General features: G+C 65.9%; 27 protein-coding genes and 3 pseudogenes. 12 read left to right on the top strand and 18 right to left on the bottom strand.

Annotated elements, in window-relative coordinates:
* Positions 1–716 precede the first annotated feature (716 nt).
* Entirely contained in the window at positions 717–1,142 is a 426-nt protein-coding gene (locus K8F61_RS09520; RefSeq protein WP_231821482.1) for a hypothetical protein, read from the top strand.
* A gap of 218 nt (positions 1,143–1,360) precedes the next feature.
* A complete protein-coding gene (locus K8F61_RS09515) occupies positions 1,361–2,359 on the top strand; it encodes a CPBP family intramembrane glutamic endopeptidase (RefSeq protein WP_231821481.1) in 999 nt (332 codons plus the stop codon).
* Positions 2,360–3,913: 1,554 nt separating this feature from the next.
* On the opposite strand, the gene K8F61_RS09510 is transcribed toward K8F61_RS09515, so the two are convergent.
* From K8F61_RS09510 to K8F61_RS09500, 3 genes and pseudogenes are all read right to left on the bottom strand, one after another.
* Positions 3,914–4,258, bottom strand: coding sequence for an NAD(P)-dependent oxidoreductase (locus K8F61_RS09510; RefSeq protein ID WP_231821541.1), 345 nt, complete (start codon positions 4,256–4,258; stop codon positions 3,914–3,916).
* A gap of 18 nt (positions 4,259–4,276) precedes the next feature.
* Positions 4,277–4,614, bottom strand: a pseudogene (locus K8F61_RS09505) (class II aldolase/adducin family protein); the annotation flags it as partial.
* Between the two features lie 1,439 nt (positions 4,615–6,053).
* Positions 6,054–6,455 (bottom strand): hypothetical protein, encoded by a 402-nt coding sequence (locus K8F61_RS09500; RefSeq protein ID WP_231821480.1) that lies wholly within the window; start codon positions 6,453–6,455, stop codon positions 6,054–6,056.
* 119 nt (positions 6,456–6,574) lie between these two features.
* Here K8F61_RS09500 and K8F61_RS09495 point away from each other — a divergent pair, with 119 nt between their 5' ends.
* From K8F61_RS09495 to ppa, 3 genes are all read left to right on the top strand, one after another.
* The gene (locus K8F61_RS09495) at positions 6,575–8,182 is read left to right on the top strand and encodes a helix-turn-helix transcriptional regulator (protein ID WP_231821479.1); all 1,608 of its coding nucleotides are present in this window, start codon (positions 6,575–6,577) and stop codon (positions 8,180–8,182) included.
* 133 nt (positions 8,183–8,315) lie between these two features.
* Positions 8,316–9,047: a hypothetical protein gene (locus K8F61_RS09490; RefSeq protein WP_231821478.1), complete on the top strand. Its 732-nt coding sequence runs from the start codon at positions 8,316–8,318 to the stop codon at positions 9,045–9,047.
* 310 nt (positions 9,048–9,357) lie between these two features.
* Positions 9,358–9,849 carry an inorganic diphosphatase gene (gene ppa, locus K8F61_RS09485; RefSeq protein WP_231821477.1) on the top strand — a complete coding sequence of 164 codons (492 nt, stop codon included), beginning with the start codon at positions 9,358–9,360 and terminating at the stop codon, positions 9,847–9,849.
* A gap of 18 nt (positions 9,850–9,867) precedes the next feature.
* On the opposite strand, the gene tilS is transcribed toward ppa, so the two are convergent.
* On the bottom strand, positions 9,868–10,875 hold the full coding sequence (tilS, locus tag K8F61_RS09480) for a tRNA lysidine(34) synthetase TilS (RefSeq protein ID WP_231821476.1): 1,008 nt from the start codon (positions 10,873–10,875) through the stop codon (positions 9,868–9,870).
* Positions 10,876–10,984: 109 nt separating this feature from the next.
* Between tilS and K8F61_RS09475 the strand changes: the two genes are divergently transcribed.
* On the top strand, positions 10,985–11,983 hold the full coding sequence (locus tag K8F61_RS09475; protein WP_336246457.1) for an ATP-dependent DNA ligase: 999 nt from the start codon (positions 10,985–10,987) through the stop codon (positions 11,981–11,983).
* A gap of 16 nt (positions 11,984–11,999) precedes the next feature.
* Here the strand turns inward: K8F61_RS09475 and K8F61_RS09470 are convergent, their stop codons facing one another.
* From K8F61_RS09470 to K8F61_RS09445, 6 genes are all read right to left on the bottom strand, one after another.
* The gene (locus K8F61_RS09470) at positions 12,000–12,758 is read right to left on the bottom strand and encodes a hypothetical protein (RefSeq protein ID WP_231821475.1); all 759 of its coding nucleotides are present in this window, start codon (positions 12,756–12,758) and stop codon (positions 12,000–12,002) included.
* Between the two features lie 54 nt (positions 12,759–12,812).
* Positions 12,813–13,163: a hypothetical protein gene (locus K8F61_RS09465; RefSeq protein WP_231821474.1), complete on the bottom strand. Its 351-nt coding sequence runs from the start codon at positions 13,161–13,163 to the stop codon at positions 12,813–12,815.
* 2 nt (positions 13,164–13,165) lie between these two features.
* Positions 13,166–13,651, bottom strand: a complete 486-nt coding sequence (locus K8F61_RS09460) for a prevent-host-death protein (RefSeq protein WP_231821473.1) — start codon at positions 13,649–13,651, stop codon at positions 13,166–13,168.
* Between the two features lie 113 nt (positions 13,652–13,764).
* A complete protein-coding gene (locus K8F61_RS09455) occupies positions 13,765–14,040 on the bottom strand; it encodes a hypothetical protein (protein ID WP_231821472.1) in 276 nt (91 codons plus the stop codon).
* 9 nt (positions 14,041–14,049) lie between these two features.
* Entirely contained in the window at positions 14,050–14,376 is a 327-nt protein-coding gene (locus K8F61_RS09450; protein ID WP_231821471.1) for a hypothetical protein, read from the bottom strand.
* On the bottom strand, positions 14,373–15,047 hold the full coding sequence (locus K8F61_RS09445; protein WP_231821470.1) for an SOS response-associated peptidase: 675 nt from the start codon (positions 15,045–15,047) through the stop codon (positions 14,373–14,375). The genes K8F61_RS09450 and K8F61_RS09445 overlap by 4 nt, the downstream gene beginning before the upstream one ends.
* A gap of 91 nt (positions 15,048–15,138) precedes the next feature.
* Here K8F61_RS09445 and K8F61_RS09440 point away from each other — a divergent pair, with 91 nt between their 5' ends.
* On the top strand, positions 15,139–15,297 hold the full coding sequence (locus K8F61_RS09440) for a hypothetical protein (RefSeq protein WP_231821469.1): 159 nt from the start codon (positions 15,139–15,141) through the stop codon (positions 15,295–15,297).
* A gap of 115 nt (positions 15,298–15,412) precedes the next feature.
* Here K8F61_RS09440 and K8F61_RS09435 read toward each other — a convergent pair whose 3' ends face one another.
* Positions 15,413–15,994, bottom strand: coding sequence for a sensor histidine kinase (locus tag K8F61_RS09435; protein WP_231821468.1), 582 nt, complete (start codon positions 15,992–15,994; stop codon positions 15,413–15,415).
* 165 nt (positions 15,995–16,159) lie between these two features.
* Positions 16,160–16,825 carry a response regulator transcription factor gene (locus K8F61_RS09430; protein WP_336246456.1) on the bottom strand — a complete coding sequence of 222 codons (666 nt, stop codon included), beginning with the start codon at positions 16,823–16,825 and terminating at the stop codon, positions 16,160–16,162.
* 462 nt (positions 16,826–17,287) lie between these two features.
* On the opposite strand from K8F61_RS09430, the gene K8F61_RS09425 reads away from it, so the two are divergent.
* Positions 17,288–17,692, top strand: coding sequence for a hypothetical protein (locus tag K8F61_RS09425; RefSeq protein WP_231821466.1), 405 nt, complete (start codon positions 17,288–17,290; stop codon positions 17,690–17,692).
* A gap of 506 nt (positions 17,693–18,198) precedes the next feature.
* Here the strand turns inward: K8F61_RS09425 and K8F61_RS09420 are convergent.
* A complete protein-coding gene (locus tag K8F61_RS09420) occupies positions 18,199–18,495 on the bottom strand; it encodes a hypothetical protein (protein WP_231821465.1) in 297 nt (98 codons plus the stop codon).
* 186 nt (positions 18,496–18,681) lie between these two features.
* On the opposite strand from K8F61_RS09420, the pseudogene K8F61_RS09415 reads away from it, so the two are divergent.
* The 3 genes and pseudogenes from K8F61_RS09415 to K8F61_RS09405 all read left to right on the top strand — a co-directional run bounded on the left by K8F61_RS09415 (position 18,682) and on the right by K8F61_RS09405 (position 21,471).
* Positions 18,682–19,270 (top strand): annotated as a pseudogene (locus K8F61_RS09415) (recombinase family protein).
* A gap of 1 nt (position 19,271) precedes the next feature.
* Positions 19,272–20,660 carry a Mu transposase C-terminal domain-containing protein gene (locus tag K8F61_RS09410; RefSeq protein ID WP_231821539.1) on the top strand — a complete coding sequence of 463 codons (1,389 nt, stop codon included), beginning with the start codon at positions 19,272–19,274 and terminating at the stop codon, positions 20,658–20,660.
* Positions 20,657–21,471 (top strand): annotated as a pseudogene (locus tag K8F61_RS09405) (AAA family ATPase). The gene K8F61_RS09410 and the pseudogene K8F61_RS09405 overlap by 4 nt, the downstream one beginning before the upstream one ends.
* 413 nt (positions 21,472–21,884) lie before the next feature.
* Here K8F61_RS09405 and K8F61_RS09400 read toward each other — a convergent pair.
* From K8F61_RS09400 to K8F61_RS09390, 3 genes are all read right to left on the bottom strand, one after another.
* A complete protein-coding gene (locus K8F61_RS09400; RefSeq protein WP_231821464.1) occupies positions 21,885–22,976 on the bottom strand; it encodes a winged helix DNA-binding domain-containing protein in 1,092 nt (363 codons plus the stop codon).
* 8 nt (positions 22,977–22,984) lie between these two features.
* Entirely contained in the window at positions 22,985–23,425 is a 441-nt protein-coding gene (locus K8F61_RS09395; protein ID WP_231821463.1) for a VOC family protein, read from the bottom strand.
* 288 nt (positions 23,426–23,713) lie between these two features.
* The gene (locus K8F61_RS09390; RefSeq protein ID WP_231821462.1) at positions 23,714–24,034 is read right to left on the bottom strand and encodes a hypothetical protein; all 321 of its coding nucleotides are present in this window, start codon (positions 24,032–24,034) and stop codon (positions 23,714–23,716) included.
* A 206-nt stretch (positions 24,035–24,240) separates the two neighbouring features.
* On the opposite strand from K8F61_RS09390, the gene K8F61_RS09385 reads away from it, so the two are divergent.
* Positions 24,241–24,873: a hypothetical protein gene (locus tag K8F61_RS09385; RefSeq protein WP_231821461.1), complete on the top strand. Its 633-nt coding sequence runs from the start codon at positions 24,241–24,243 to the stop codon at positions 24,871–24,873.
* On the opposite strand, the gene K8F61_RS09380 is transcribed toward K8F61_RS09385, so the two are convergent.
* Both K8F61_RS09380 and K8F61_RS09375 read right to left on the bottom strand, forming a co-directional pair.
* A complete protein-coding gene (locus tag K8F61_RS09380; RefSeq protein ID WP_231821460.1) occupies positions 24,832–25,446 on the bottom strand; it encodes a recombinase family protein in 615 nt (204 codons plus the stop codon). The two genes, K8F61_RS09385 and K8F61_RS09380, sit on opposite strands and share 42 nt — an antisense overlap.
* Positions 25,447–25,449: 3 nt before the next feature.
* Complete coding sequence (locus K8F61_RS09375) at positions 25,450–25,791, bottom strand: hypothetical protein (protein ID WP_231821459.1); 342 nt, start codon at positions 25,789–25,791, stop codon at positions 25,450–25,452.
* Positions 25,792–25,858 lie beyond the last annotated feature (67 nt).

The raw sequence follows: 25,858 nt of genomic DNA, 5'->3' as shown, positions 1-25,858 counted from the left end.
CGCCCGCGGGCGCGCTCCCTAACGGCGGCCAGGTCCGTCCGCGCGGCGAGGACACCGCGAAGTGGGTCAATCGCGACGCTTACGGGTTACCCCGTATGTCCTTGTGGCGTCCTCACTGCCGAGCCTGAGGAACATTCGGATCCGTGTCGCTTTACTTGGCGAATCCGCTCGAAGTGAAGGGTTTCCTAGAGGAGGAGACCGGTGCGCAGGGGACAACCAGTAGCCAGTGTCGTGCCGTTTGTTCGCCGTCTACGAGGAAGTACGTATGACCTCGGTGCAGGTGCGCAGGAATCACTGGGGCCCTGCGTACGCGACCCGCAACGGTGAGCAGTGTCGTGGGAGCACCGCGGCGGGGGAGCGGTCGATTCGTTGACCGGGGAAGCCGCGTCGCCCGTGACCAAGAAGGAGACGCAATGCGCATCAGCAAGATGGCGGCGGGAACGGCGCTTTTCGCCGTGCTGGCCCTCGCCGGCTGTTCCACCTCGGCACCGGGGGGGGGGGGGGGCAGACCCCTAAGCCGACGGATACAGCCGCGGAAACGCCCACCGAGACCCAGAAGCCGAGGGCCGAAGAGGACGCCACGCCCGGAGAGTGCCCCGCTCTCACCGCCGGGGGGCACGATCGAGGCCGAAGAGTTCATCGACTGCGCCAAGGAGGCTCGACGTGAGTCCGCCGGTTACGCAGCGAAGGCGACTGCGGGGACGGAGGCGAGCACCATGAAGGTGAGTCCTTCTGACGGGGCATACTCGCTTGAGAACGAGCTCGGCTCCACCATCCGGATCGGTGACCGCGTCTGGGTAAAGCCCACCGGCGGTGACTGGGTCGTGGGAGATCCCACCTCGTCGGACGAGAAGGTCGCCGCCCTCAGCTCGGGAGCTCAATCGATCGAACAGTTCGATCCCACCAATCGGTTCACCATTGCCAAGGGAACACTCAACGTCGTTGGAACACAAGAAGTGCTCGGGCAGCAGGTCTTCGTGATCACCGGAAGGCACGAAACGGCCGGTACGACGGTCGAGCTCTCCATGCAGGTCACGCCGGACTATGCAGTCCTGGGAATCACGGAGACCACTGCCGACGTGACCACGATGACGGAAGTCATGGAGTGGAACAAGAAGCAGGACATCCAGGCTCCCATGTGAGCCGAGCGTGTGCCGCCGAACCGGCGGCCGCCTCCGGACAGCCGCCGGTTCCCCTGCTTGGGGTGACTCCTTCTGACGTGACCTACGGGTAACGCCGTAGCCGGCCGACAGGGCAGATCGCGTGTCGAGGGGAGCCTGTGAGCGCGCGATCGCTGATCGGGCATGATCGCGCTATGACTACGGCTGCTGATCGTCTGGCGTTTCATCGACTGAGCCTGGTGCGTCCTCGGAATCGGTGGTGGGCGCCACTGGTGGCGGGCGTGCTCGCCGTGGTGGTCTACGCCGTGCTCTTCGTCGTCTTGCTACTCGTGTCGGCGGTCCTGCCGCCGGAGGTGACCGGGGCCGGGGCGTTGTCCGAGGACTGGTGGTCGGAGGCCGCGGACCTCGAGACGGATCCGTTCGGGCTGAGCGACCCTGTCGTGTTCGTGTGGACGATGGCCCTCATCATCCTGTTGCTTCCGGCGACGCTTCTCGGCTCTCGCCTCGCGCAGGGGCGCGGGGTGGGGCTGTTGTCGTCCGTGGCGGGTCGTATCCGGTGGCGGTGGATGGGGCGGATGCTCGCTCTTGCTGCGGTGCTCATGGTGGCGCTCGTCGCCGTGCAGGTCGTCATCACCCTTGCCCTCGGGGAGCGCATCGACGTGAGGTGGGACCGGCCGGGACTCGCATGGACGCTGGTGCTGATTGTGCTGCTGATCCCGCTGCAGGCCGCAGCCGAGGAGTATGTGTTCCGCGGCTACCTCATGCAACTGGTCGGTCGGTGGCTGAAGCACCCGGCTTTCGCCGTCCTCATCCCGGTGCCCCTGTTCGTGCTCGGGCACACCTATGACGTCTGGGGTTCGCTCGGGGTTGGGATCTTCGCCGCGCTCATGGCGTGGATCACCTGGAGGACCGGCGGACTGGAGGCCGCAATCGCGCTGCACGCCGTGACCAACCTCAACGCAATGATCATCCCCGCGTTGGGCATCAGCGAGGCGACGGCGACGACCGTCAATCCGGTCGACCTGCTCTGGACCCTCCTGCTCGACGGCGTGTTCACGGTCCTCGCCCTCCTCTGGGCGAAACGCTCGGGTCTGACGTGTTCACGGGCCTCCAGCTCCGCCGTCGAGCGGAGTCCCCGGGCGCCTGAACTGCCAGGGACTCCTCTTGCTCCAGGTCAGCGGATCGACCTCCCCATGCCGGACGCGAACGCGGATCAGGCCCGCGAAGGTCGGCCATGAGGATCTCGTGCTTGGCTATCGCCGCCCGGACCGGCAACGATCGATGAATCGACGAGTGGGTCCCGCGTCCGCATCCAGGGGCTGTCCGCCCGCGGATCGGACCGTGTCCCGCTCGCTGCGAATGACGACACAGACCGGGCAGACCTACTGCATGTCAGCGCCGTCGAGACACTCAGCAGCGCGCGGCGCGTGATACCCAGGTTCGATGTGAACGTCATCCGCTTGGCGGACTCGGGCTACATCGCGTGCCGGACGACAGCCGCGTTGACGGTCCGTAGCGTTGAGGCATGCGCCAGAGAACACGTCGGTCCCTGCTCGTCTCGTCCGCTCTCCTCGCCCTCGGAGGGGCTTCGGTAGTCCTGACAGGGTGTAGCGACCTGAACAGCATGCTCACTCACCGGGAGACCGTCGAATACTCCGATCTCAAAGATGCTGCGGCACGTAAGAGCGACTACTTCGCGTTGAACGTTCCGGAATGGGTGCCAGCGGATGCGACCTCGATCAAGATCACAATCCGCACGGACGGCCCGGGCTATCTGCTGAGGTTCCGATCAGAAATAGGGCTCTCGGATATTGCCGGGTGTGCGGCAGCATCGGAGGAACCGCCTGTGTCCCCGGCGATCACTGCGGATTGGTGGCCGGAGGAACTTCCTACGGACGGACGCCTTCAGTGCGGTAACCGCGACATGGAGATCGCGCACGATAAGAACGTCTGGTACGCGTGGACGGGGGACACCGCCGGGGCATAATGCCGACAGCCATCGGGCTCACCCGAATCATCGTCGGGCGAGCCCGTTTGCACGACCCCAGGGCAACAGCTGCAACCGTACGGCGCTTTGGGAGCATGGTCCGAGCTCGTCGATGTGCTTCGGGGAACGAGGTGAACGCTTCGACGTAGGCGAGCGGTACTTGGTCCAATTGGCGAGACGCCGTAGTGCGGTACGAAGGCGCTCCAGTAGATGAGCTTTCGTAGCCGCGACGCGAGGCGTGGCGTCGCGCCGCTGATCGGATATCCACCCCAGCTGTGGCTGACCAGGATCAGGTCGTGGAGATCATTGCTCTCGACTCCGTGGACGACGTCCTCGAGACTGTACCCTTGTGGGTCCGCGCCGTCGGCGAGTCAGGAAGAGTCGGGGCGAGGACACAGCATCCGGCCTTGCGCAGTTCCTCGGCGACGGGTCGCTACGTTCCCGGGGCTTCTATCTGTCCCCGAGGCGGCGAGACCGAACCGTCCCGGTGCTCCCGACCGCACGAACTCGCCCGCCAGAGTCGTATCGACATGCAATATGCGCGCGTCGCTTCGCACGTTCGGACGACGGTTTCAGCGAGTCATGCGCCTACCTGGATTGGGTTGCTGTCTATGTAACCAACAGGCGGAAGACAGTGCTTGGGTTCTCGCGGGGACATCATGAGGAGGCGAGTACCGGTCGGTTGTCACGGACTGCCGTGACCTGCTTCTCCAGGGCGTCGGCGGGGCCATGAAGCTAGCGCTTTCTCGGATCGCTTGTGGCGTGTTCTGAAGGAGTGCGAGACGGCGGAGCGCGCCCGCCACGGCTATGCAGACGTGCCCAGGCGTGCCGAGGCCACAGGGTGACGGAAGGGTTCGCCTCGATGATATCGGTGCACCTCGGCGATCGCTGCTGCTCCGAGGCGCCGTACTTCGGATCCCTGCGAGCCGGCGATGTGAGGGGTGATGAAGGCTCCTGGAGCGGTGAGGCGCGGCGCGCCAGGGTGAAGGGGTTCTTGGTCCGTGACGTCGAGCACGGCACGCAGGCGTTCTCGACGCAACTCGTGGAGGAGTGCACGTTCATCGACGAGCGATCCGCGGGCCGTGTTTATGAGCGTTGCACCGTCGCGCATGACAACCGAAACGGCGTGGCCGAGCTCCCGAGTGAGGATCAGATCGGCCGTCTGAGTGAAACGCGGGACCCCGAGCGGCGCGAAGTAGTTCGCTTCGTGACTCACGGGACGCAGCTGCACGCCGGACGCGGCCAGTGCCACGGGGTAGCGGCTGTGCACGTGCACGACCCCGCCAATGTCCGGACGGGCCGTCATGATTTCGGTGTGGATTGGATATTCGCTGTGCCGCTGGCCCCTCCGGCCAGCACCTCGCCATCGGGAGACACCGGATGCACGCGCTCAGGGGTGATCTCCTCCAAGCCCCAGGACGCCTGTTTCAGCCAAACGCCGCGGCCCTCTGGGTCCCGTGCGGAGACGTGGCCCCAGATGAAGTCGCCGCTGCCCGATGCCGCCATGATCCGGCTCGACAGCGCGACCACCTCCCGGAGTTCAGGGTGATCTGTCATGAGGTCTCCAGGAACCGGTTCGCGCGCTCGACGATGCCCTTCGCGCGGCGGCGCGAGACGGAGCCTGGTCGCCAGAGTGCCCGCGAACGTCGCCCCGAGGACGGTGGGCTTGCCCAGCCCGCCGATCGCTGCCTCCCGATCCCACAGCAGTGATCGCGGGACCCCGCCGAAGCGTTGCAGCGGCGACCTCATGCCCGCGTTGAGATCCCCACCTTGCCGAGACGGGAGCATGATCGCCTCGATCCGGCGGGAGAACCCCGACACCAGCACTGGCAGGACACGGCCCTGACTAGCGCCGACAGGGATCCGCGTCTCGGGGAACCACGGATCGCACTGGGTCGCCTCCCCGGCCTGATACGAGGGCCGGTCCGAGGAATCGACGCCCTGGTACTCCGGCCACTGCTGTGAGATCCGCTCCCAGAATAACCAGGCCGAGAACTCCCGGCCGACACGCTCAGCGATCACCGTCGCCGGCATCTTCGGATACTCCGCCAGCAACGCCCGGATCTGCGAGACGAACGCGTCGATCTTCGAGCCCCGCGGGCCCCTGGACCGGTCCGGTCGATCCTCGCCCCGCAACGTCCGACGGATCGCGTTCCGCCCGATCCCCGAGATCCCTCGCGATCTGCTTGATCGGCACCCTCTCCGACCGATGCAACCGGCGAATCTCTGCCCACGTATCCGCTGAAACCACCCTCCTAACCTGAGCCAGGGGGCCATCCCAGTTTGGCGCTAGGGGGTCTGTTCTAGTTCGGCGCTAATACCTCGAAGTCGCTGCGGCCCTGGCCCGGGCCGGGTACGACTTCCGCCTAGTCGTCGGACGGAGGCCAGTCTCCCCAGCACGGCGACGTCCTCCCTCCGACGCCCTCCGGTGGCTCTGGTCCGACCCCATGCGCCGAACTGTCCGGGATACAAGCCGATCGATACTTAGCCTCGACCGGGAGACCGTTGTTCAATGTCAACCGCGGCTGGTGAGACCAGGAACCCGCGGTCTATGCGCTCGAACGTCTGCTTCGGTACGAGCACGCGTTCGATAGGGGCTTCTCGTACCCTTGCAACCGGTCCAGGTCGACCGCGGATCGGTCCTCCACTCCCGCCATCCGTCGGCGTGTAGACCGCGGCTCCCACTCGTCGAGTTGGGCTAGTCGTCGGACATGGCGGTCAGTACGACAAGCACTCACGCGTGGCCAGGATACGTGATCGGCGTCAGACTCGACGGCATGAAGGCTTCGGCCTCCTGGGAGATGAAGCGCGCGATACTCTCGAAGCGCTGCGACCCACAGGGACGAACTTCCCGTCGCGATCGCTTGACCGCGACTCCCGCACGAGATCTCCGGAGAACGTTCGAGTGCTTCTCCAGAACCCGGAGAAGCACTCGAACGAACCGCTCAGTTGGCTTTGCTTGTGAAGTGAGGTTTGGACGCCGGGATCCAGAAGAGAATCGCGGCGAGAATTCCGATGCCTACGCTTGCGAATGCGAGAGGCTCGGGGTGGAGGAACACGGGGATGAGGCTCGCGACCTGTAGGACAGTGATGGCGAGTCGGGCTCTGGAGTTGCCGCGCAGCACCATGAACAGCAGGATGAACTGCACCAGGGTCGTGACACCAGACATGATGGCGCGGTTCGTAAGGGTGTCGGAGAGATCCTGTCCCGATCCCGCCATCGCGATATAGGCGACGATGAGTCCGACGGCGGTAAGAATGAGTGAGATCAACAGGATGCAGAAGCCGATAACGACGGGTGCGGGGGTCTTGTTGCGGTTGCGGCTGCGGGTTGTTGGTTCGGCCATGATTCCCTCCTAAACGGTCAGCAGAACGATCGCACACCGGGAGTTCTCCCGCCGCCGTCGATACGTACTAACCCTTAGCAAACTGCTGCGGTCGTGAGCCGGATTCGTAGTCTCCGACAATGGAATCGATGTCTGTGGATGGGGTGGAGTGGGCGAGTTCGTCGCTGCGCGCGATCGGCCTGCCGGTCGCACCTCACGTGGCGGGTGAGATCGCTGTTACCGCGACATGGGACAGGGGCGTCTTGCGTGAGATGGCAGGGCAACTCACTCCGGAGCACCTTGCCGGTACGGAGGTGCCCCCGGAGACCCTTCCCGCAGGCCCCGTCTTGATCTCCAAGGCGTTCGACGGTCTTGACGAGCTCTCCACGGCGGGCCGCCGACTGCTGATGACGGCGGCGTTCAGCGTGGTCGACAGCAGCGATGTCGTTCTCCTTGCTTCAGCGGCAGAACTGGACGACGTCGTATCCGGGCTGGCGGCCGGTGCGTTGCAATTCACGGACGGGACGTTCCGATTCTCGGACCCTTGTCTCCGCCTGGCGCTCCGAGCGAGCGCAGACCCCGAGGAGCGGATCGCCATCCACCGTGGATTGGCGAAGGCTTTGGATGCGCGAGGGTATGCCATCGCGTCGTGGCACCACGCCAAGTCCGGATTGCCGTCACAGGCGGACCTGGGGCGGCGCCTCCTCCACCTGGGAACGCAGCTGATGCGTTCCGGGAACTGCCGGGCTGCCTTCTATGCGCTTGAGGAGGCACTAGCCCGCACGGGTGCGGAAGCGCGGGGGCGAGCTGAGCTGCTTCGCGGACAGGCCGCCTTGATGGCCGGCTACCCGTCTTCAGCCGTTCGGTCTCTCACCTCAGCGTCGAACAGCGGTGACCATGCCGTGAGAGAAGCCGCGGCGTCGTTCACTCGCGCTGCCGACGCCCTTATAGAGCCATCGGGGTTGCTGACCGCTGACGTGCTTGCCCGGCACGTACTGAGCCTTGAACCGGCCGTGGCCACCTCGTCTGACGCTGCACGACTGCACGACCTGATCGAGATCGCGGGCATGCGTCGCTCCGATGGCGCCGAAAAGGACCGTCTACAGGCGCGCCTGTACCTCGCGGATTCACGGTCCGTGCCGGATTGGCCGTGGTCTCTGCGGAAGGGGGCGATCTCGCCGGTCGTGGAAGCGCTCGTCCGCACGCAACAAGTGTCAGCGCTGATGCAAGCCGGGGACTTGGACGCGGCTGCGGCCGTGTTTCGCAACGCACTGCCGAGGCTTCCCCTATCCATTGTGGCGGCCGACTTCACGGGGGATGCGGCCCGACTGCTCAAGAGCCACCTGATTGAACTCAGCCCCACAACGATCGGCGCGCTGTCAGCGCCCGACGGCGACGAACTCCCAGTCTCTAGGCCCGTGTCGGCAGAGGCGAGTGCGATGTCGTCCGCTGTGACACGAATGACGCACATGGTCACGGCAGCGCCGCCGCCACGCACTTGGCACGCCCCCCGTACACCAAGTCCCCTGACCTCCCGGCAACAACAGATCGCCGAGCTCGTCGCCAAGGGAAGAACCAATCGTGAGATCGGGGAAGCCCTCGAGATCTCCGAACGCACCGTCGAGGTGCACCTGTCCAGCATCTATCGAAAGGTCCGCGTTCGTGGACGCCTCGGACTCGCCTCCCTCCTCCTGACCCGTGAGCCATACGAGTCGGCCTACGAGAAAGTACGTACGACAACTGTCTAGGCACCCCGGGATATCAGGGCATGTTTTGCGCCACCCGACACGGCCGGCAAGGCCCGTGGGAGCATCGCCGCGGGGCCGGCTTCGAATCGTTGACCGGGGAGGCCGCGTCGCCCATGACCAAGAAGGAGACGCAATGCGCATCAGCAAGATCATGGCGGGCACAGCACTTCTCGCCGCGCTGGCCCTCGCCGGCTGTTCCACCGCGGCACCGGGAGAAGGCGAGACCTCCAAGCCGACGGAGACGGCTGCGGAGAAGCCGGCAGAAACCCAGAAGCCGACGGCCGAAGGCGATGACCCCTTCGGCGAGTGCGTGACCTTGAAGCCGGGTGACGTCATCGAATCGCCGCAGTTCATCAACTGCACCATGGAGCAGCTGCGAGCGAGCGCCGGATACGCCGTGAAGGAGACCTCCGATTCCACGGTGAGCACGATGAAGGTCAACCCGAGCGACAAGGCATATCTGCTTGAGGACTCGATCGGCTCGGTCATCGCGATCGGTGACACTTACTGGGTCAAGCCCGTCGACGGCGAGTGGTCCGAAGGTCCCTCGGATACCAGCGGGAGCGGGGCGTTCCTCAGCGCCCTGGGCGCGAACATCGGAAGTCACGACCCTCTCTTCACGATTGTGAACTCGACCGGCACGCTCACGGTGAAGGGCACCCAGGAGGTCCAGGGGCAGGAGGCGCTTGTCCTGACCGGCACGTTCGAGCAGATGGGTGAAGCGGGGGAGGCGTCGGGAGAGGTCACCCTCCAGATGACGTCGGGCTACGTGGTGCTCGGAGCCACCACGGTCTCGGGTGAGGTGACGACCACCTTGGAAGTCACCGAGTGGAACAAGAAGCAGGACATCCAAGCTCCGATGTGAGCTGAACCCTTCTCCTGGGAACCGGTGGTGTCGTTCGACGTCGACCGGTTCCCAGGAGGACACGCCCCGGGATCGCATGACGCCCCGTCTGGCAGGACGCACTCGGACTAGCCCCTGGAGCCGACCCACTGCGCAACACCTCGACCCCCTGACTTCCCAGCCGCCCAGGACACCTTTTGCTGGTTTACCAGGCGACGACTAGCCTCATATTTCGTCAAGCAGCTCGTCTACCCAGGTAGTGGCTCTCGCCTTCTTCCTCCTGGGTGTGCCCTACGGGCGACCACCTGAGAATCATGAGGAACCTATTCACATGAGCGCACACGACGCCGTCATCGAGATCCCGCGCGGCAGCCGCGTGAAGTACGAGGTCGACCACGAGACCGGGCGAGTCCACCTCGACCGCGTCCTGTACACGACCTTCGGCTACCCGGCCGACTACGGATACTTCGACAACACGCTGGGCGAGGACGGCGATCCGCTCGACGTGCTCGTGCTGCTGGATCACGCGATCTTCCCGGGCGTCGTGGTGAACGTGCGTCCCGTCGCGGTGCTGAAGATGAGCGACGAGGCCGGCGGCGACGACAAGCTCGTCGCGGTGCTCTCGAAGGACCCGCGCTGGGCGCACATCCAGGACATCGGCGACCTCCCCGAGTACACGAAGAAGGAGATCGAGCACTTCTTCGAGCACTACAAGGACCTGGAGCCCAACAAGTGGGTCAAGGTCGACGCGTGGGGCGACGCGGCCGAGGCGCAGCGCATCCTCGACGAGGCGATCGAGCGCTTCGGCACCGAGGGCCACTGACCCATACCGGCCGGATCGTCAACGCGCGGCGAAGACGATCCGGCCGCCGACGCGGGCCGCGGTGCAGGCGGGCAGGTCGATCGGCCCCTGACCCGACCACTCGGTCACCAGCCGGGCCACTTCGAGGGTCTGTCTGCGGGTGAGCGCGACGCCGAACTCGCTGTCGACGACCAGCCGGATGATGCGGTTGCGCAGCGCCGCGGGGTTGGCGGCCAGCGCCGCGGCGCTCACGGAGATCCCTGCTTCGGCGTGCTCGACGATGTCCTCGATCGTCTCGTGGATCATCTCGTCGAACGCCTCGGCGTCCTCCCGCAGCTGCTCCGCGGTGCGCGCGAGCGCCTCGGCGATCCCCGGTCCGAGCTCCTCCTCCATCACGGGAAGGACGCGCTCACGCACCCGCACCCGCGTGAACCGAGGGTCGACATTGTGAGGATCGTCCCATACTTCGAGATCCGACGCCGCGCAGAACGCCCTGGTCGTCGTACGTCGCACACTCAGCAGGGGCCGCAGCCAGCGCGTGCCGTCCTCGTCCGTGCGGACCGGAGGCATCCCCTGCAGGCTCGTCGCACCGGATCCGCGAGCCAGGCCCAGGAGCACCGTCTCGGCCTGGTCGTCCAGGGTGTGCCCGAGAAGCACCCCGGCAGCTTGCTCGGCACGAGCGATACTGCGCAGAGCCGCGTACCGAGCCTCCCGTGCGGCCGCCTCGAGGCCCTCGCCGCGATCGCGCACGTCGACCTTCGTCTGCAGCGCGTCGTGCACGCCGATGCCCTCCGCCGCGACCGCAGCCCCAGCGGCGATCAGATCCGAGCCGTCCTGCAGCTGATGGTCGACCGTCAGGCTGAGCACCCGCATGTCACGCGAACGCGCCTCGAACACCGTCGCCGCGGTGAGAGCGAGCGAGTCGGCCCCTCCGGAGAGCGCAACCATCACGGTCGCGCCGTCGGGCACATCGGCGAGGGCCGTACGAACGGCGAGCCGGATCTCGGCGACCGCTGGCGACAGAGGTCTCCGACGAAGTGAGTCCACGGCACAACGCTATCCCCACCGACCAGGCGAAATGGCAAGGGGCTGTTGCCGTACCGCCGGGGGCACGAACATGGACGCATCGCCCCCCCCTGAGAGAACCGAGATCACCGTGACCCTCCCGCCTGAGCTGCGCCCACCGCTGAAAGTGGCACTGGCTCGGCCCGTCACGACATTACCTGCGCCAGATGCACTTCCCGGCGGTGCTCGATACGAGCCGAAATGGGACGGATTCCGTCTACTGCTCGCCGTCAACGACGAGCGCGTGTCGCTCTGGTCGCGCCGGGGCAAGGACCTCACTGTGAGCTTCCCTGACATCGTCGCGGCAGCGGAGGATCAGCTGCCTGCCGGCGTGATCCTCGACGGCGAGACGGTCGTGTGGAGCGGCGATCGCCTGGACTTCGATGCGCTGCTGCGCAGGCTGGGATCAGGGTCGTCGCGCGTGAGACGGCTGGCTCGAGATCAGCCTGCGTCGTTCGTCGCCTTCGATGTACTCGCCATCGCCGACCGTGATGCGCGAGCGCTCCCTCTGGATGCTCGCCGCTCGCTGCTAGAAGAGCTCGCCGTCGACTGGTCTCCGCCGCTGAACCTCTCGCCGATGACCTCCGACCCCGAGAAGGCTGCCGAGTGGTTCGAGTCGCTGACGGCATCGGGCATCGAAGGTCTGATCGTGAAAGGCGGCGGACAGGCCTATGTCGGCGGGGACAGGACGTGGCTGAAGCTGAAGCACCGGAGCACCCGCGACGTCGTCTGCGCCGCCGTGATCGGAGCGCGTGAACGACCGGAGGAACTGGTCATCGGGCTTCCCGTGAATGGCGTACTGCGCATCGTCGGACGTTCCACGCCACTGAGCTCAGCGGTATCTCGCGAGCTCGGAGCACTGCTGCGTGCACCGGAAGCGCCGCACCCATGGCCCACCGAGGTGAAGCCGGGCGCTGTCGATCGCTTCACCCGCGGCGGTCGTGACCGCGTGGCGCTCACCCTCGTCGAGCCGATGGTCGTCGAGATTCTGGCCGACATCGCGATGACCGGCGACTCCTTCCGGCACCCGGTGAGGTTCGTGCGCGCGAGGCCCGAGATCCCGGTCGCAGATGTCACTGCCACGACATGACATGCGTGAGCCTGGCTCACATCACCGGGAACCCGTCCGGCTCTCCCGCACATCCGCCGAGCCACGTACCCATCGCGTTGTCGCAGCCGACACCAGTCGCCGCGAACGGCGTCCGAACCGTGTACACGAGATAGGTACCTGCAGGCATGGCCTCGTCGACGTCGACCGTGGTGTGCGCCGTGTCCGGACCGCCCGGTGTAGCAAGCGCGCAGCGATCCGGCTCATCCTCAGGTGGTGTGCCCTCGGGGTCGACCCACCACAGGACCGGTGTGTACTCGGTGGGGCCCACTGCACCCACGTCGGGGGTGAGGACATCGAACATGAGCTCGCCGCACGTCGGGTCGCCGGCGGTGTTGCCGCCGAGCCATGCGGCGACGGATGCGCCATCGCTGAGTTCATCGGGCACGGGGTAGAGCTCCACGGCCTGCAGCCAGCACTGCTGCCAGTAGAACATCACGATGTCTTGCTCGCCGTCGCCGTCGCTGTATCGCGGCGCAAGCGAGCAGGCCACCTCGGTCCAGGAGCGCACCGGATCGCCGAGCTGCTCCAGCGGAGCACGAAACTCATCCTGCTTCGCGAGCAGCGTGTCGCGCTCGGCGGGGAGGCTGTCGACAAGCTGGTGCGCGCTGTTCGTGTGAATGATCCGCAGGATCGGTCCTGGCGCGAAGGCGATGAGCCCTACGAGGACCAGGACGACGATGGTTCCCGTGAGGAAGCGACGCCGCGGCGACCACGGCTCTGCCTCCTGCGCTCCAGGCTCCGTCGTCTCGTCCATGCCGTTCACGATATCGAGGCGCTCAGCGCTTGCTCTCCTGCACCTCCTGGCTCGCTACTTCGTCTCGTTCGGGTGGTGCGTGTGTACCTGCTCCAGGAACACCGTGCGTCCGTCGACGTAGAACCAGACGCGGGCGCTGCCCTTGGCCGTGGGCTTGTGCTGCCAGCGCTCGAAGCTCGAACCGGCTCGCGTGATCGTTCCGAGCTCACCTTTGAGGCGGTAGTTCGTCGGTGCCGTCGCGTGCGGCGTGCGGGTGAGGAAGTCCCACGTCTCAGTCATCGCATTGCGGATGGTCGCGACGAGATCCTGCCAGCCGCGACGCGCGTCTGCGGTCGCGAAGCGGATCTCGTACTCGACCTTCTTCGGCGGGCGCGGGACAAGCTCGCCCTTCTTGGCAGCCGCCACGACTACGGGCGCTCCACTGGCTCGCCGAACTCAGCGTCACCAGCGGCGTCGGTGTCGTCCAGCCACTCCAGGTCGGCACTGCCGAGACCCGCGGCAACCGCCGTTGCGGTCTCCTTCCAACTCGTCAGCTCTGCGATGGCCAGATGCGGCTGATCGGTCGAGAACGACGCACGAGCTGCATCGACGAGCTCCTGCGCGCAGGTCTCACGGTCGGCGGGAGACAGCGCGAGCATCCACGGGAAGACCTTCGCCATGCGCTCGGCCAGCGTGCCCTGATCGTCCAAGGTCACCGTGATCAGCTGCGCCGCGAAGTTCAAGAGCCGTGCGCGCCCCTCGGCCTCGCGCTGCGACATCAGCACCAGCGCCTCGCCATCACGACGCGTCACCGTGACGGGGTGGTCCTCAGCCTCGGCGAACACCTCGGCGGAGTGCTTGCTCAGGTCCGAGGAACGCCGCGTTCGCGTCGGAATAGTCGCGGTGATGCTCATGCGCTCAGTCTATTCGGAACGTATTCGGAAGTCCAGATGTTGCGCGTCGCGAAAGCAGCCTCACGCTCGCACGTGGGGCGACGTCGTCGACATCTTCGCTCTGGGAGTCGGGCTCATCCTTCGCGGACGTAGAGGAGCTGCCACCCTTCGGGGACGCTGGCGAGGATCCCGTCCATGTCGGCGGCTTCGATCTCACGGAGCCCGTCGCGCTGCGCGATCGTGGCCTCGGCGGTCAGGATGGTGTCCTTCTTGGCCATCGACACCGGTGCGGAGACGATCTCCCAGCCGTCGGGAGTCTCGGCCTGGATCAGGTCTTGGATCTCGTCGAGCTCGTGTCCCTGGACGGTGACGGTTCGGGTTTCGCGGGGGCGGATGGTGCCGATGAGCATGCGCTCAGCCTAGGGCTGGTCGGGGACGTCCTCGCGCCGGGTGAACGAGGCGGTGCCGAGGTACTCCTCGTTGCGTCGCTGTTGCCCGAGTGCGATCCCATCGGCAAGGTCGAGCGGGAGTGCGCATAGTGCGGCGGCGAGGGTGCGGGTGTCTTCGTCCTCGTAGAACCCGACCCAGAGGCCGATCTCGTCCGCGAGGATGTCGGGGCGGTCGCCGGCGACCTGGTAGAGCTCGTCGATCACGGGCCCCGGGTCGTCGGTGTACTTGTTCCTCGACATGATGGCGCTGACCTTGATGCCGAGGCGGGTGTCGGGGGAGAGGGTGCGGTCGTTCATGCTGCGGGCTCGATCACGGTGGGGTCGGTGGGGTCGACGGTGCGGGAGTTGTTCACCTTCCGGTCCACGACGTACTGCCGGATCGACGACGCGACGGCCGCGGAGGACGCGTCGAGCGTGGCCAGCATCTCGTCACGGCCGCCGCGGTCCAGCCTCACCGGTTCCAGCCAGGCGTCCATCGCGTCGGGGGTGAGGAACGCAGGCATCCGGTCGTGGACCTCCCCGCCGGCGTCCCTGGCTTTCCGGGTGACGACGACGAAGCAACGCACGTGCTCGCCCTTCACGTCCATCGACCAGGTGAGCCCTGCGGCGGCGAGGAGCCCGTCCCCGTGGAGGAAATGCGGGACCTTGTTGCCCTTCTCACCGGTCCACTCGAAGTAGCCGCGCATCGGGACGACGACCCGGGCCGCGGTGAACGACGGCAGCCAGAACCCGGTCGGGAGCTTCTCGATCCTGGCGTTGATGATCGGCGCGCCGGGGCGCATGTTCTTCGGCTTCTCCCAGTCCCACCGCACCAGTTCCAGGAACCTGCCCTCGCCGCGGTCGCGGACGATCGGGGCGGAGTCGGTCGGCGCGATCGAGTACGACCCGTGCCATTCCTTCCACCAGTCCTGAGGGTCGCCGCCACCGGCGACGAACTCCTGGATCAGCTCGTCGGTGTGAGCGTCCATCGCGAATCGTCCGCACATGCCCGCCACGCTACGCCCGGGCACGGACGTTCACGACCGCTACTCCGCGCGTACCGGGGGCGTAGGTGCTGGTATGGAGAGGAAGCACCCCAGCGAGTGGTTCTCGTTCAACGACGCGGTGTACACGCCCGCGACGTGGGAGGGGTGGGCGGCTCTCGGTGTCGGCCTGATCGTCGTCGCTGCCCTCAGCACCCTCGGGATCCTGATGGCCGGCGGCCAGGTCTTCCACTAGCGCTCACGCGCCCCGGCGCGATCACCGGTTTCGTGCTCATGGTGTGAACCCTTCCCGGTGCGCCTCGTTACGGGTCTATCGGAACATATTCGGAAGTCCAGCGACGTCGGCGGTGTCAGGTGTCGCCGCGTTGCAGCGGGATCCTCACATCCACGAGCCAACCGCCCTGTGCTCTCGGCCCAGCCTCTGCCGAACCACCGAGGAGCCGCGCCCACTCTCCGATGCCGACGATGCCCTGACCGGAGCCATGCGTGAAGGTGCTCTCGCTGCGCCCGTCGTCGCTCACCCGCAGGTGCACCTCGTCAGCCGTGACGGCGAGCCGGAGTTCGACCCTCGTCGCGTCGTTCGCGTAGCGCAGCGCGTTCGTCAGCGCTTCCTGCGCGATCCGGTAGATCGCGGTGCGCAGGTTCGGCGAGAGCGCTGTCTCCGTGCCGTCACGCACGAGCACGACGGGCAGGTAAGCGGTCCGGAAGACCTCGACGAGCTCCTCCAGCGACGGGACGTTGTAGCCGGAGTTGTCCAGCGCATCGTCGAGCTTCTCGTCGGATGTCCTCAGCACGCCGATGATCGTCTGCATCTCGATGAGCGCGTGGCGGCTCAGTGCGACGGCTTCGCCGTAGTGCTTTGCGACGCCGAAGACCTGCAGCACCGGGGGTGCTCCGGTGGTCGCTGCCTGTGCTGCTGCCGCTGCCTCCATCGTCCGTGCCGCCGTCCTGTCGTCGTGTGCTGTTCGTCAGGGCTCAGGAGACTGCGCCCGTACTTCGACGCTAGGCAGATCGGACAGACACAGCGACCACCCTGGGGTTGATTTCCGAGGGTTCTCAGCCGATCAGCGGAGACATGCTGATCGCGCCGGCACGCACTACAGTGCTGGGTCGATGTCCTGGTGCAGCGACTGCTCGCGAGCGAAGATGACCGCCTGCACGCGATCGCGCAGATCGAGCTTCGCGAAGATCCGGTTCACGTGCGTCTTCACGGTGGCCGCAGAGAGGAAGAACAGCTCGCTGATCTCCTGATTCGACAGGCCCCGGCCGATGCAGGCGAGCACCTCGAGCTCGCGTGGGCTCAGGAGATCCAGGCGCTCGTCGCGGGGAGTCACCGCACCTGCTGTCTCATCGGGTGCCACGAATGCATCGATAAGCCGCCGCGTGATCCGCGGCTCGACGACGGCGTCTCCCTGAGCGACCACGCGCACGGCGTTGATCAGCGTGTCGGGTGTGGCGCTCTTCAGCAGGAACGCGCTGGCACCAGCCTGCAGACTACCGAAGGCGTACCGGTCCAGATCGAACGTCGTGAGCACGACGACCCGGACGTCCATCGAGGCACCCGTGATCAGCCTGGTCGCCTCGATGCCGCCCATACCGGGCATCCGGACGTCCATCAGCACGACATCGGGCTTCAGTGCCTCGACCTGAGCGACGGCTTCCTCGCCGGTGGCCGCCTCGTCGACGACGGTGATGTCGTCGACGCTGTCGAGCACGAGCCGGTTGCCAAGGCGGGAGAGCTCGTGATCGTCGACGATCAGCACCGTGATCTGCTCTTCGTTCGCTGTCACGATGGCTGCACCTCCAGGTCGACGTGCTGCTCCCATTCTCCCGCAAACGCTGGGCCGAGACCGGAGAACCGGGTTCCCGGTAGCGGCGCTTATCCCGGCATGGGCGAAAGACTGTGTCGCGTGAGACGGAGCCGCCGTGAAGGCCACCGGTCTCGGACCTCTGCGGGCGTGGTGTCCGAGACCGCGAGAAGCCCCCACCGGATTCGTCTAGCTAGTCCGGTCTCCGTCGTCCTTGACTGTGGACACCCATAACAAGCGCCTTCTGCTCGTTTACGAACACAAACGACATCTGCTATGTTCGTTCCGAACGCCGTTGACTAGAAGACTCTTGTTGCGTAGCGATCATGATCCGCTCTGGATAGATCCTCCGCTCCGGCCGGCGCTTGCATCACTCACCCGAACAAGGGTGTGCCGAGCCGAGAAACAGGAGTCAGTATGTCGAACATCATTTCCACCCCCACCACCCTGCAGTCCGAGGGCGCGCTGCCCGTCCTGTGCAACGACGCCGGCATGGCGGGTCTGATCGTCCAGGCCATCCAAGAAGCCGCAATAGCCTGCGATGCCCATGGGCTCACCTCCGAAGAGATGCGCGAGCTCTCAGAGAACCGATTCGCTGAGCTCGCGCAGATGAGCGTGGACGAATACTTCGCCTCCACGATGAGCCAGGCATTGCGCGATCAGTCGGCGCTCGCGGTGCTCAGGGGCGAATCGTTCTCGATCGACAAAGCTGCTGACCTCGCGGTTGAGCGGATCTCTGAGGTGATGGGCGAGCCGGCGGACCCTGCAGCTGCGCACCAGAGGGCAAAGGACTACTTCCAGGACTGCCACTCGGCAGCATGAGATGTCCGCGAGACGTGCTCGCCCCGCGTCTCGCAGACATCTCCTTGACGAGACAGCGGCGACGGCGGGCCGGAGCAGTTCAATCCGGGCATCGGAAGTGTGTGATTCGCAGCGATACGTGGCGGGGTTTTTGCAGCGCTCTTTGTCGCTACCGCGCTCGCTGAGGAATCGATCACCGGGCACCCTTGACCTTCAGCCCCACCGCATCACGAACTTCCTGCACCACGGCGGCAACGGGACGCTCAGCGTTGACACGGTGCACATCCGGTCGAATCGCCCTTCGGGCGGCCCGCTGGTGCTGAGTGCGTTGCATCTACCGAACTGACCACAACGCTCATCGGCAGCCGACTGATCTAGCCGGCCAGGAAGTCCAGCGCCTTGGGTAGCACTTCGGCAGATCTGGTCCAGCCTCCCTGGTGGTCGGCATCTGTGACTGAGTAGAAGTGGGCACCGGTGCGGCTGGCGACCCGCCGCATTGGCTCATGCCGGGAGTCGGCCGTGCCGCATTACATCAACATCGGCACGTCGACGGTGGCGAGATCGGTGTCGAGGCCGCGGTCACGGAAGAACGCCTGGTAGTTCGCGCGCAGCGCGGCCCGGTCGGCTGCGTCGATGACGGCAGCCTGGGCTGGGTCGGCGCAGGCGCCCTGCCGCAGGAGGTCGTACGCGTCGGTATTGGCAGACAGCCCGAGCACGCGACGAGCATGATCAACAGCGGAGGCGAACCCGTCGACCGGATCCCATGAGCCGAACCTCAGGGCGCTGCCCTGACGCTCGCGATAACGTCCGCCGATCGCCTGCACGAACGGCCAGTTTGCGGTCAGGACCAGTGTCTTGTTTTCCTATAGCTAAATGAGACATACGGGGGCGCCCGTTCCGTGGATCCTCCCAGCCAGAAATCCGCACCCCGCCTTTGTCTCATAAAGTTGCCTCGCCGCGTTTCGTCTCGATGCTCGCTATTTTCGGAGCTTGTGAGGCATTCTGGTCACGTGAGGCATTTGGGATACACACGGGTGAGTACGACCAGTCAGGACGCACGCCTTCAGCTCGACGCGCTGCGCGGCGCGGGGGTGGAGGCACGGGACGTGTTCTCGGATGTCACCTCGGGAAGCCGAGCGGCGATTAAGCGGCCCGGGATGAAGAAGCTGCTGGAGTATGCCGAGGACGGAGACACCGTCGTGGTGTGGCGCATCGACCGGCTCGGTCGCTCGCTGATCGACGTGTTGAACACGGTCAATCTGCTGCGTGAGCGTGGCGTGAAGGTCCGGTCGATTTCGGACGGCATCGACCCGGAGACGTCCTCCGGGCGGATGATGCTGGGAATGCTCGCGACGCTCGCGGAGTACGAACGCGAGTTGATCACCGAGCGAGTGAACGCGGGGATCGCTGCGGCCAGACAGTCGGGGAGCCGGTTCGGGCGCCCGCCGGTGAAGCCCGATGAGATCCAGCAGAAGCTGCAGATCGTGCGCGAGGCGCGCGCGGGGTCGCACGGCGGAGCAGGCGGCCCGGCTGGTGGGCTGGTCGAGGGCGACGCTCTACCGGCACCAGCAAGCAGCAACAGCCGGCGGCGAGATGTGACCTGGACGCGCTGGCCAGGTGGCGGCTCCTGCGTCTTCATGTAGAGGACGGGATTTCGCTGGCGGCCCTGGCCAGGGACACCGATATCAGCCTGCGCACGCTCCAGCGTTGGAAGCAGGCCTACACCGCTGACGGGATCGCGGGTCTGAACCAGAGAGAGCGGGCCGATGCGGGCGAGCGGCGCACGGACGCTAACTTGGTCGCATTCGTTGAACGGCTGGCGCTGACCAGACCCCGGCCAAGCATCGCGACCCTGCACCGCCTCGCGGCCAAGGAAGCCGACAGGCTGGAGCGTCCCAGGCCCGGCTATTCGACTGTCCGGTCGATCGTGCAGGGGCTTGATCCGGGGCTGGTCACGCTCGCACTCGAGGGGCTGGTCGCATACCGGGACCGGTACGAGCTGCTGCTTCGCCGGCGCGCCGAGCGGCCAAACGCGACCTGGCAGGTAGACCACACCGAGCTCGACATCCTCATCGTCGGTGCCGACGGGAAGCCCGAGCGGCCGTGGATGACATCCGTGATCGACGACTACTCGCGCGCGATCTGCGGGTACTCCGTCTTCACCGGCGCCCCGTCGGCGATCAACACGGCCCTCGCGCTCCGGCAGGCGATCTGGCGCAAGAGCGATCCTGCGTGGCCGATGTGCGGCCTGCCCGACGTGCTGCACATCGACCACGGCAGCGACTTCACCAGCCAGCACATCGAATACACTGCCGTGGCACTGAAGATCCGGCTGGTCTACTCCACCGTCGGGCGCCCGCAAGGGCGCGGGAAGGTCGAGCGGTTCTTCGGCACCGTGAACACCGAACTCCTCTCCGCCCTGCCCGGACACCTGGCAACCGGAGCAGCACGCCCGAAGCCGCAGCTTACGCTGGCCGAACTTGACCACGCCGTCGGCGGGTTCGTCACCGAGTACAACGAACGCTCCCACCGCGAGATCAAACAGAGTCCCAAGGCCGCGTGGAAGGCCGATGGTTGGCTGCCGCGGATGCCGGACAGTCTCGACCAGCTCGACGGTCTGCTGCTCACGGTGCCGAAGAACCGAGTCGTCCAACGTGACGGCATCCACTTCCAAGGCCAGCGCTACCTCTCGCCCACGCTCGCGCCGTTCGTCGGTCAGCCGGTCACGATCCGATACGACCCAAGGGACGTCTCAGAGATCCGCGTTTACGACCACGACACCTATATCTGCACAGCGATCGATGAAGGCCACCCGAATCAGCGGCTGAGTCTGCGCGACATCGAAACCGCGCGCCGCGCCCGCCGCCGCGAGCTGCGCAAAGAAATCAACGACCGCATCCCACGCGCGGCCACACGCGAAGAACCTCGAACAGAGCAGACCCCACCAAAGCGAGTGAAGCTACGCACCTATGAGGAGGACGACACATGAGCCGGGACTTCATCGTCACCAAGGAACACCGCCGCTTCACCGAGTTCGCCAACGCCGTCCGCAAAGAGCGCACCATCGGAATCTGCCATGGCGACGCCGGCGTCGGCAAAACCCAGTCCGCGCGGCGGTACGCGCACTGGGACACCCTCGAGCCCTTCATCACCACGTGGGGACCGCGCAACGACGAAGACTCGCAACGCTACGCGCGACAGCCAGCCGATCCCGCACAGTCTTCTACACGCCCACCGTGATGCCCAAGCACGCACAACTGATCCACGAGATCAATCACCTCCAGACGAGGATCGGGATCTGCGTCGACGAGCACCTTCGAAGCACCGGCAAGGTCCCCGATACATCCGCTCGGAACAACACCGACGAACTCGTCGAACTACTCATCATCGATGAGGCGGAACGACTCACTCCAACCGCTCTCGAAATCCTCCGTGACCGACACGACCGCACCCACCTCGCGATCATCCTGGTTGGCATGCCCGGCATCGACCAGCGCTTTCGCCATTACCCACAGCTCTACAGCAGACTCGGCTTCTCCCACCGCTACCGCAACCTCGGCCGAGACGAACTCGCCTTCGTCCTGGACCGCCACTGGAAACGACTCGGCCGCACCCTCGACCCCGACGATTTCACCGACGCACAAGCCATCGCCACGATCGAACGCATCACCCGCGGCAACTTCCGCCTCGTCGAACGACTCTTCCCCCAGATCGCACGAGTCCTCAAAATCAACGAACTCGAGACCATCACCGACGACGTCATCGAAGCCGCAGCCAGCACCCTCGTCATAGGAAACTAACGACACGAAGCACCGCAAAGAGACGTGTTACTCCTGTTGTTCCTGATGCTGGGTGAGGGTCAGGCGGTGAGGTGGAGCTCGAGGTTGACGGTCCTGGTGTGCTCGTGAGTGTCAGCCCTGCGGGGTGGCGACGAGACCAAGCAGCGCGTCACGCTGGGGCTTAGGTAGTACCGCGCTGCTCCGCTGCTGAGCAGGTGCCGCTGCACGGCGAGGGCGACCGGGAACACGATCCACCAGATCACCGCCATGTCCCCGGAGCAGTCTCAGCCAGCCGCTTGGCCGCGACTTGCGCCGTCTCGGTTGCCGAGACTCAAACGCGCGAACATACCTCTTGGGCCTAGACGCACGTTCAGTAAGGAAACGGGTAACGCGGCTTCCCAGCAGGAATCACGGCGACGGTATGCCGACCGCGCTCACGTCAGGGTGATCGCTGGTTCGGAGTTGTCCGGAGCGACGAATCGGAGCAGGTGGGCGGCCTCGTCCCGCACCGCTGCTGTTTCGGTGTCCGTCAGCGGCCGGAAGGGTTCGATGTGCAGGTGGTCGCGGGTCAGGGTCCAGCTGCCTTCGACGAAGCCGTCGAGGAGGAACAGTGGTACGCCCGCGGAGGCCCGGGGCGCGATACGTCGGCGATTCTCCTCGCTGATCACGCGGGTCCGGTCCCGGTGCCCGAGGACAGCGTTGTCGAAGGCGGGCAGGAACCGGACCGGCGCCGGCCGGTCCGGTTCGCCCAGCGGCGCGTCGGGCAGGTCGAGTAGTTCGCCGCCGTGTTCATCCCGGAAGACGCGCAGGCGCGGCCGCACCCCTTCGATGATCTCGCGGAGCCGAGTCACCCCCGACCAGGCCTGGATGTCCATGACCGAGGCCGGACCGAACGCGGCGAGGTAGCGCAGCACCATCGTTTCCGGTTGTGGCGCGTCGACCATCGGGCGGCCAAGCCATTCGTCGGCCAGGGCGACCGGTGTCCCACTGCGATGCCCCCACCGGCCCCAGGTGGGGTGCGGCGGTGGGTGCACCAACGCCTCGAGCAGTTCGACGGCCTCGGCAAGCCGGCCCGGGGTGCGGCCGGGGAAACGGTCGACGAGCAGGTGACCGAGCTCCCGGCGATGGAGCGTCTTGCCGGTCAGTAGCCGCCGGCCGACGCGGGCGAGTTCGTCCAGATCGATCCCCTCGATCTGCGCGGCGTAGTACGGCTGGGCCAGTGCGCTCCGCACGACCGGCTCGACCGTCGGCCACAGCCAACCGAAGTCCTCGCTGCGGGCTAGATGCTGCGTACCGCGCAACATGGTTGCGTGTACCACATTCCGGCCCTTCAGCAAGGATGTCAGGTCGTCGAGCCGGAAGTTCTCCAACCGCGCCCACAACCCCACGTAGGGTCCGTTCGGCATCTGCGCCTGCATCGCCACGAGATGCTCGATCGCCTCCAGTGGCGTATGAGAAACGCGCCGGGCCAGCAGCTGCCGCTCCAGCAGTGTCCGATTCAGGACTCGCCGCGACAGCGCGCGCACGCCCGAACTCACGACTGGTCGGCCGACCAGTCCATCGGTACTTCCTGCGTGATGCCGATCAGGTTGCCGTCGGCCGCCTTCAGCACGGCGAGCCGCGCACCGGGCATGTCCACGATGCCGGTGCCCGGATCGATGTTGTCACCCGCGGCGGCCTCGGCGGTGCCGACCTCAGCGAGTGTTCCGTCGGCGACTTCGGTCAGCGCCGTGGCCCCGGCGGCGACCAACGTGCGATGGGCCTGCTCGATGTCCTCGACCGTCCAGAAGACCAGCGGATGGTCCACCCACGGCGCCGCGGTCAACCCGAGCTCCACGCCATCCCCCGAGAACGCGGCGAAGTCGTCGCTCTGGAAGGCGGGTTGTCGGCCCAGCAACGCGGTCCAGGCCGCGATGCTCGCGGGCAGATCTCGCGCGGGCAGAACCACGTTGCCGAAACCGGTCAATTGTGCCACGAAAACTCCTCTGAGCCGAGTACTTGGGTCGGATTTGATACCACCTGTGAACTTCACGCTACTGCACGCAGGGCAAACGTCGCCGACGCGGGCTTCGATCGTTTGTCCTGTTGGTCTTGCGGTACCCCGTGGCGAGCGTAGAGGCGGAGGTTGGCGCCAACTCAACTCGCGCCCATCACAGACATCCTCCCCGACAGGACCGCGAACACGCGGATCCCGCCTGGTCAGTGTCCGGGACACGGGGTCAACCTCAGGGTATCGGGCAGTTGGGCTTCAGGGAACAAGCGCTCAAATCAGTGCCGCAACGTTCGCGACTGCGGTGAACGCAGGACCGATCGTCTTCAGTCGGTCCCCGCTTCGAACGCCGATGACCGCGTCCAGAGACTGCACGCAAATCATCGCGACCGCTGCCGCCGCGATGAAGCCAAGATTCGACGTGACGGGAGCCGACAGCGCAACGACCATCAGGGCCGCGCTACGAGCGAGCGCATAAGACGACGGGAGCCTTTCCGCGCCGTGCGCCGCTCTAAGTCCCGCTACGGCATAACCAAGTCTCACGCCCGCGCTAACGATCGTCAGCACAGAACACGCCCACATCACCACCGCCATAGGGCGACCCTAACGAGTCGAGATTCAACCATCTGAGCAGCGCGCTCATCAATGCGCGATGGGGGCCCCTCACGCGCGTCCACTGCGACAACAAGCGCTGCAAAATCACCGCCGAAGAGCGTTAACAATCACAATGCGGAGTGTCTCAAATGGAGCAATTCAATATCTGGATTTTCTGAGACAAGCCGTCGTGGCACGGTGGATGCATGCATGCTCACGACGTCTTCGCCGAGTTCTACGCAGTGGTGCTCGAGCATCCTGCCGGCGGTCCGCTGCGCTGGTCGTCGAGTCGCCAGGGTTGGGTGCGGCACGCGGGTCACGGCTGGGCCGATACAGCCGTTGCCGGGGATGCAGTCGATGAGCAGCAACTCGCCGCAGCGATCGAGGTCGCCAATGCGTTTATCGCCGAACGGGTATGCCAGGAATGCGGTGCCGCGGCGACCGGGGAGCTCCACTACGTGAGCGTGGACGTCGTGGGCGCTCCCGTTATCTCGTGTCTCCAACTGCCAGCGTTTCACATCGTCGACTCCGCGAAAGGCTCCGGAAGCCTCAAGCACTGGGGGTCGCCCTTTGGTTGTGACGCGGCGGGTGGCCCAGCACTGCTCAGGGGGGAGGTCTCGGGTTTCGGGCGCGACGTGATGGCAGGCTTCGTGTACGGCAGACCGCTGTCGGCCCGTCAGGTGCTGGAACGCCCGTGGTGCTCGCGCTGCCGACGCGCCGCGCGGAACGTCTTCGAAGCGCGCGTGGACGAGGTGCGCGCAGAAAGGAACCGCGGCCTTGAGGCGCACCGGTCGGCGCTACAGCGTCTCGCCCGTCTCCTCGAGCAGGCTGCCGGCTGAGAGCGCTGACGCGTGTCGGTAGTACGTGGCACGTGACCAGCCGACGAGGCGGACCGCCCTAGCCACAGTCAGCTTCTCTGAATCGACCAGGTGCTGGACGGTGCGAACCTTGCGTGCGACATCGTCCGGATCGACGGGCGGCCGCCCGAACTTCACGCCTCGGGCTCGGGCCGCATCGACGCCGGCCTGGACGCGCTCCTGGATGAACTCACGCTCGTACTCCGCGAAGGCGGCCATCAGGTTGAGCATCAGTCGGCCCTCGCGGGTCGACGGGTCGATGCCGTCCGAAAGCGATCGGACCTGGACACCGCGCTCGGTGAGCTCATGGACTGTCGAGATCACATCAATCATCGACCTGCCGATCCGGTCGACGCGCCAGACGACGAGTTCATCGCCCTCGCGCAGTCGCATGTCCAATGCCGCCCAGCCGGGCCGCGACTGAGCGAGCTTCGCCGCCGAGATCTGATCGGAGTGAATGTGGCGCGCATCGACGCCGGCATCCATCAGCGCCCGGCGCTGAAGATCGTCGCTCTGCTTGTCCGACGTCGACGTCCGCGTGTAGCCGTACTTCATCGCTCAGGCCTGCTTCGAAACCCTGCGCATAGCCTCGAGCCAGATCTTCATTGCGCTCCACAGCCCGCTGGTGCTCTCCACGGGGAGAGTGGCGATGACCCGAGGCTCGTCGTCGCGGTCGGCGACCTCGTAGTGGTGGATCTTTACGTCGAGAATCTCTCCGTCGGCACCGACGCTCGCTTCGGCAGTGATGCTGAAATCGTTCGTGAGGAAGACCTCGAACGAGGCGACGAAGATCATGCCGCGGTTATCGCGGAGCACCGATTCTTCGAAGTCAGCTGCGGTCTTGAGGAGCCGGTCGAACTGGTCGATGTAGGCCTGCAGGGTGATGTTGTTGTCAGTCATGGCTTCTTTCCAATCTCGAATCAGCACGGAGGTGGCGAAGGTTTCGCCGGTTCCTGTCCTTCTGGTG

The organism is Microbacterium resistens (assembly GCF_021172025.1).
GTDB lineage: Bacteria > Actinomycetota > Actinomycetes > Actinomycetales > Microbacteriaceae > Microbacterium > Microbacterium resistens.
The sequence above is the reverse complement of the archived record's forward strand: the minus strand, read 5'-3'. Positions and strand labels throughout refer to the sequence as shown.

Excerpts from the sequence above, each read along its gene's own strand:
- K8F61_RS09520 (WP_231821482.1), top strand. The coding sequence starts at position 717 with ATGAAGGTGAGTCCTTCTGACGGGGCATACTCGCTTGAGAACGAGCTC.
- K8F61_RS09500 (WP_231821480.1), bottom strand. The coding sequence starts at position 6,455 with ATGGCCGAACCAACAACCCGCAGCCGCAACCGCAACAAGACCCCCGCA.
- K8F61_RS09495 (WP_231821479.1), top strand. The coding sequence starts at position 6,575 with ATGGAATCGATGTCTGTGGATGGGGTGGAGTGGGCGAGTTCGTCGCTG.
- K8F61_RS09490 (WP_231821478.1), top strand. The coding sequence starts at position 8,316 with ATGCGCATCAGCAAGATCATGGCGGGCACAGCACTTCTCGCCGCGCTG.
- ppa (WP_231821477.1), top strand. The coding sequence starts at position 9,358 with ATGAGCGCACACGACGCCGTCATCGAGATCCCGCGCGGCAGCCGCGTG.
- K8F61_RS09470 (WP_231821475.1), bottom strand. The coding sequence starts at position 12,758 with ATGGACGAGACGACGGAGCCTGGAGCGCAGGAGGCAGAGCCGTGGTCG.
- K8F61_RS09460 (WP_231821473.1), bottom strand. The coding sequence starts at position 13,651 with ATGAGCATCACCGCGACTATTCCGACGCGAACGCGGCGTTCCTCGGAC.
- K8F61_RS09455 (WP_231821472.1), bottom strand. The coding sequence starts at position 14,040 with ATGCTCATCGGCACCATCCGCCCCCGCGAAACCCGAACCGTCACCGTC.
- K8F61_RS09450 (WP_231821471.1), bottom strand. The coding sequence starts at position 14,376 with ATGAACGACCGCACCCTCTCCCCCGACACCCGCCTCGGCATCAAGGTC.
- K8F61_RS09445 (WP_231821470.1), bottom strand. The coding sequence starts at position 15,047 with ATGGACGCTCACACCGACGAGCTGATCCAGGAGTTCGTCGCCGGTGGC.
- K8F61_RS09440 (WP_231821469.1), top strand. The coding sequence starts at position 15,139 with ATGGAGAGGAAGCACCCCAGCGAGTGGTTCTCGTTCAACGACGCGGTG.
- K8F61_RS09435 (WP_231821468.1), bottom strand. The coding sequence starts at position 15,994 with ATGGAGGCAGCGGCAGCAGCACAGGCAGCGACCACCGGAGCACCCCCG.
- K8F61_RS09425 (WP_231821466.1), top strand. The coding sequence starts at position 17,288 with ATGTCGAACATCATTTCCACCCCCACCACCCTGCAGTCCGAGGGCGCG.
- K8F61_RS09390 (WP_231821462.1), bottom strand. The coding sequence starts at position 24,034 with ATGGCGGTGGTGATGTGGGCGTGTTCTGTGCTGACGATCGTTAGCGCG.
- K8F61_RS09385 (WP_231821461.1), top strand. The coding sequence starts at position 24,241 with ATGCATGCTCACGACGTCTTCGCCGAGTTCTACGCAGTGGTGCTCGAG.
- K8F61_RS09380 (WP_231821460.1), bottom strand. The coding sequence starts at position 25,446 with ATGAAGTACGGCTACACGCGGACGTCGACGTCGGACAAGCAGAGCGAC.
- K8F61_RS09375 (WP_231821459.1), bottom strand. The coding sequence starts at position 25,791 with ATGACTGACAACAACATCACCCTGCAGGCCTACATCGACCAGTTCGAC.